Here is a 4,776-nt window from a genome sequence, read left to right as displayed (position 1 = left end):
TCCCATACGGCCACGGTCTCGCGGGTCACCGCTCAGCTATGGGAGACACGCCCTAAACGGGCCCTTCACTATGAAGGGCCACTAAACGATGCCGAGCTGTAGTTTCTGCGAACTCACCCTTCCCCAAATTTCCCCCATCTTCGAGGGCACGAGGGTTCTCCACCATGGTCTCGATCGTTCCAGCCTGTCCTGAGTGTCAGCTCGCCAGCGGAAATTCTTGATCAGACCTCCACCTGATCTCCACACAAATACGCGGGCGTACCGGCCAATGTGGAACTCGACCGGAAGACAGGGGCGCGGTATGGAGTGGGCGAGTGTAACCGTGGTGGCCATTGGCCTGGGCGTGTTCTGGGCCAGCGTGCTCTGCCTCATTGTCGCCCTGACAGGGACCGCTCCCCAGGCGTGAGACACCCAGGGACCAATCGATGGGTGAGCCGGGTTCAACCACCTACCCCATAGGGGTATAATTGGAGGTGTTCCAGTGAGCACCAGCAACGAATATGAAGAGGAGAAGATGTCTATCCAGCCTCGCAGTAACCTTCCGTTGGAAGCGATCGCTGAATCCTGCACGTGCTGCTCCACACCCAGACCCTCGGTGCCGATGCCGATCCACGGTCTCCAGACCGACCGCCACGCCCCGCACCCGGCGCCACCACCCCCCAGACACCGGCGGGCCACACGCTCGGGACTGAGAAGTAGCGAAGGACGATCGCGATGATGTGGAACAACGGGATGGGTTCGGGAATGGGCTGGATGTGGATCTTCTGGCTCTTGGTCATTCTGGGCACGGTGGTGGTCACCGTCGTCCTGGCGAAAGCGTTCACCGGCGGCCGGGGCCAGACCGGAGGGCATGAGCATGTCAAAACCGGGGAACGCCCGCGCCAGCCGCGAGAGATCCTGGACGAACGCTACGCCCGTGGAGAGCTAACCACCGAGGAGTACCGGGAGCGACTACACACTCTGGGCGAGGGACGGCAGTGAGCGAGCTGACCCGACGGCAGCTCCTCGCACTGGGTTTGGCAGGGGCCGGCACCGCCGCCGTGGGCGGGGCCGGCCTGTGGTGGACCGTCAGTGAGGGCAACACCACGAACAGTGGTGGCTTCTCCGACGGTGGTGACGACCTTCTCGAGCCGGACGTGGTGGCCAGTCGGGACGGTGTGCTCGATCTGGAGTTGGTCGCCGCCCCCGCCCGGGTCAAGATCGGCGGGCGAAACGCAAACGTGCAGGCGTTCAACGGCACACTCCCAGGCCCCACCCTGCGCGTTCGGGGCGGAGACACGATCCGAGTGGCGATTGCCAACGAACTCGACACCCCGACCAACCTGCACGTACACGGGTTGCACGTCTCCCCCGAGGGCAATGGCGACAACCCCTTCGTCAGCATCTCCCCCGGCGAGTCCTTCGACTACGAAATCGTCCTGCCAAACGACCACCCGCCCGGGACTTTCTGGTACCACCCCCACCACCACGGCCATGTCGCTGACCAACTGGCGGCCGGACTCTACGGAGCGATCGTTGTTGAGGACCCCGAGCCGGTCCCGGTGTCCCGTGAGCGCACCTTGGTCGTCTCCGACATCACCCTCGACGGCACTGGCAACCCGGCTGCCGCGTCCCCGCCCGAGAAGATGATGGGCCGTCAAGGCGAGATAGTGATGGTCAACGGCCAGGTTCGGCCCCGGGCCACCGCTTCGCCGGGAGAGCGAGAGCAGTGGCGGATCGTCAACGCCTGCCCGTCCCGCTACCTGCGCCTGACCCTGGATGGTCAGTCTCTGCGCCTGCTCGGCCGTGACACCGGCCGCCTACCCGAACCTGTCGACCTCACCGAGGTGACGCTGGCTCCCGGAAACAGAGTCGAACTCCTGGTGGACGCTCGCCAGGGCACCTCCACTCTGCTCAGCATCCCGGTGGACCGCGGCGCCATGCCTGGCATGATGGGCGGACCCATGGCCGGTGCGTTCCCGGCGGACGACGAGCCGATCGGTCTGCTCACGCTGGACGTGACTGGGCCCCCGGCGGACGAACCCGATCCCGTGCCCGCAGGACCGGCCCTGCGGGACCTGCGCACCGCACCGGTAACTGCCCGTCGAACCCTGGAATTCGCCATGGGCATGGGCATGGGCCGTGGGATGCGCGGAGCCGAATCGATGATGTCGTTCACCATCAACGGCCGACAGTTCGACGCCGACCGAAACGACATCACGGTTCGCGCCAGAACTGTGGAGGAATGGACCCTGACCAACACCAGCCCCATGGACCACCCAATGCACCTGCACGTGTGGCCCATGCAAGTCCTCGACGACGGCGAGTCACCCACCTGGCAGGACGTGGTCAACATTCCGGCCTTCGGCCGCGTCACCATCCGCGTGGCCTTCGACGACATCGTCGGCCGCACCGTCTACCACTGTCACATCCTCGACCACGAGGACCTCGGCATGATGGGCACGATCCTGGCCCGCTAAACTCGGCGCACCCGACCGCAAGCACACCGCCAACCCCGCCCGACGAGAAGAAAGTACGGTACCGCATGGATCGCAGCGCCCAGTCCTCGAACTCACTGACCCTCACTGGATCCGTTGCGCTCGGGACGGGGGTGATGATCGGGGCGGGCATTTTCGCCCTGGTAGGGCAGGTCGCCGAGCTGGCCGGGGGGTGGATGCCGTGGGCCTTCCTTGCCGGGGCAGTGGTGGTGGCCTTCAGCTCCTACTCCTACATCCGCTACTCAGCCACCAACCCTTCCTCGGGCGGAATCGCGATGCAACTCAAAGCCGCGTATGGACCCGGGGTCGTGGCTGGCTCGGTTTCGCTGTTCATGTACGTGTCGATGATCCTCGCCGAGTCCCTTCTCGGCCGAACCTTCGGTACCTACATGCTGCGACCGTTCGGGATGCAGGACTCCGACGTGTGGGTCCCGGTGCTGGCCGTCCTCGCCATCGCCGGCGCCGCACTGGTGAACCTGGTGGGCAACCAACTAGTGGAGCGCTCTGCCACGGTCACCGCAGCGCTCAAGATCGTCGGCATCGCGGTGCTGGCGATCGCGGGAATCCTCGCCGCGGGACTCTCCTCCCTGCCCCGGCTCATTACCGCCGCTGGACGCACGCCACCAGACCAGGGATGGGTGGGCTTTCTCGCCGGTGTCACCCTATGCATCCTGGCGTACAAGGGGTTCACCACGATCACCAACCACGGCGGGGATCTGAAGAACCCCAAGCGCAATATCGGCCGCTCAATCATTATTTCCATCGCCCTGTGCACGGCGCTCTATCTATTGATCACCGTCGCAGTCACTGCGAGCCTGACCGTGCCAGAGATCATCGAGGCCCGCGACTACGCACTGGCCGAAGCAGCCCAGCCGATGTTCGGCGACTGGGGCATGAGAATAACCGTGCTTATCGCGGTGGTCGCCACACTGTCTGGACTGATCGCGAGCCTATTCTCAGTCTCGAAGCTCTACGACATGCTCCGAGAAATGGGCCAAGCCCCGGGCCTGCCCGGCCGGCCAGGACATCAGTCGCTCTACATCACCGCCGGGCTGGCGATCGTGATGGCCGCCTTCTTCGACCTCTCCCAGATCGCCTCCCTTGGCGCTATCTTGTATTTGGCCATGGACATTGCCATCCACTTCGGGATCATCCGCCGTCTCAAAAACGACGTCGCCGCCAACTCCTGGATCCCGTTGCTCGCGATCATCCTTGACCTCGCGGTACTGGTGCCCTTCCTGCTCACCAAGAGCCAATCGGACCCGTTCACCCTCGTCACCACCGCGCTAGTGGCCCTAGCCATCGTCCTCGCCCAGTGGCTCGCCGTGCGACACCACCAACACCAGTGAGAACACAGAGCACACCAGAGACTCCAACCAACCCAGCGCGATTCAGGCCGCACGACGCGCGTCCGCTGAGCGCGTTGAGGCGCGCATCTCCCCACACTTGTGGCACACGCCGTACCGGCTTCACCGAACCTTCACGTGAAGGACAGTTCGTCCTTCACAAACACTTGGCAGATTGGGGGTGTACCGATCAATGGTCCCGTGCACTCGGGGCTGGATCGAGCACCCAGGAGGAAACGATGCAGGCGAGATGGAGTATCAACATCACCCCTATCGAAAGGGGCGCTCGCATCGTGTTGGGTCTTCTCGGTGTCGTTGGCGGAGGAATTCTGCTCAGCCAGGCGGACTCCACGGGCGCGGTGATCGTGGAGCTGTTGTTGATCGTGGCTGGTCTGGACCTGATCGTCACTGGTGGGACCGGGCACTGTCCACTGTACAAAAAATTGGGCCGCCTCCCGCTTCGGAAAGGACACCCCTCATGAGCGAGCAATCACCCCAGGAGCGACGGCGCCAGCCACTAGACGCGCCCCCTGATCAGCCCCCCGTTGCGGGGTCGGCTTCCCCCTACAGCGATGGGCCTCTGGAAGAGCAGTACCCGCCCGAGCCCTCGAAGCCCGGACGCTCCGGTCATCGTTGGATGATGCTCGCGTGTTGTGTCCCGATGCTCGTTCTTGTCGGGGTCCTGCTGGTGACCGGGGTCGCAGGCACCGGAGTGATCGTGTTTGGCGCGCTGTGCGTGGCGATGATGGGCCTGATGATGTTCGCAATGCCCGGTGGCCACGGCCATTAACCCGCCACTACACGCTCCTGGGATCCAATCGGCTCAGCATTGAACCGACCAGGAGCGAGCACGACGCGATTTCCAAGGCTGGAGGACACCGAGATGGCTGCAGCGGCCACTAGGGCGTGTCTCCCATAGCTGAGCGGTGACCCGCGAGACCGTGGCCGTATGG

The 4,776-nt window shown here is 64.3% G+C and carries 5 protein-coding genes; all 5 read left to right on the top strand.

Annotated elements, in window-relative coordinates; translation table 11 throughout:
* Positions 1-714: 714 nt before the first annotated feature.
* The 5 genes from QM615_RS22335 to QM615_RS22315 all read left to right on the top strand — a co-directional run bounded on the left by QM615_RS22335 (position 715) and on the right by QM615_RS22315 (position 4,613).
* Positions 715-981 carry an SHOCT domain-containing protein gene (locus QM615_RS22335; RefSeq protein WP_003862069.1) on the top strand — a complete coding sequence of 89 codons (267 nt, stop codon included), beginning with the start codon at positions 715-717 and terminating at the stop codon, positions 979-981.
* Complete coding sequence (locus QM615_RS22330; protein ID WP_096905124.1) at positions 978-2,459, top strand: multicopper oxidase family protein; 1,482 nt, start codon at positions 978-980, stop codon at positions 2,457-2,459. The genes QM615_RS22335 and QM615_RS22330 overlap by 4 nt, the downstream gene beginning before the upstream one ends.
* 65 nt (positions 2,460-2,524) lie before the next feature.
* Positions 2,525-3,826, top strand: a complete 1,302-nt coding sequence (locus QM615_RS22325) for an APC family permease (protein ID WP_206499037.1) — start codon at positions 2,525-2,527, stop codon at positions 3,824-3,826.
* A 236-nt stretch (positions 3,827-4,062) separates the two neighbouring features.
* Positions 4,063-4,305: a YgaP family membrane protein gene (locus QM615_RS22320; protein ID WP_076599981.1), complete on the top strand. Its 243-nt coding sequence runs from the start codon at positions 4,063-4,065 to the stop codon at positions 4,303-4,305.
* Between the two features lie 179 nt (positions 4,306-4,484).
* Positions 4,485-4,613 carry a hypothetical protein gene (locus QM615_RS22315; RefSeq protein ID WP_256385638.1) on the top strand — a complete coding sequence of 43 codons (129 nt, stop codon included), beginning with the start codon at positions 4,485-4,487 and terminating at the stop codon, positions 4,611-4,613.
* Positions 4,614-4,776 lie beyond the last annotated feature (163 nt).

This window comes from Rhodococcus sp. IEGM 1341, from assembly GCF_030056895.1.
Taxonomy (GTDB): Bacteria; Actinomycetota; Actinomycetes; order Mycobacteriales; family Mycobacteriaceae; genus Rhodococcoides.
The sequence above is the reverse complement of the archived record's forward strand: the minus strand, read 5'-3'. Positions and strand labels throughout refer to the sequence as shown.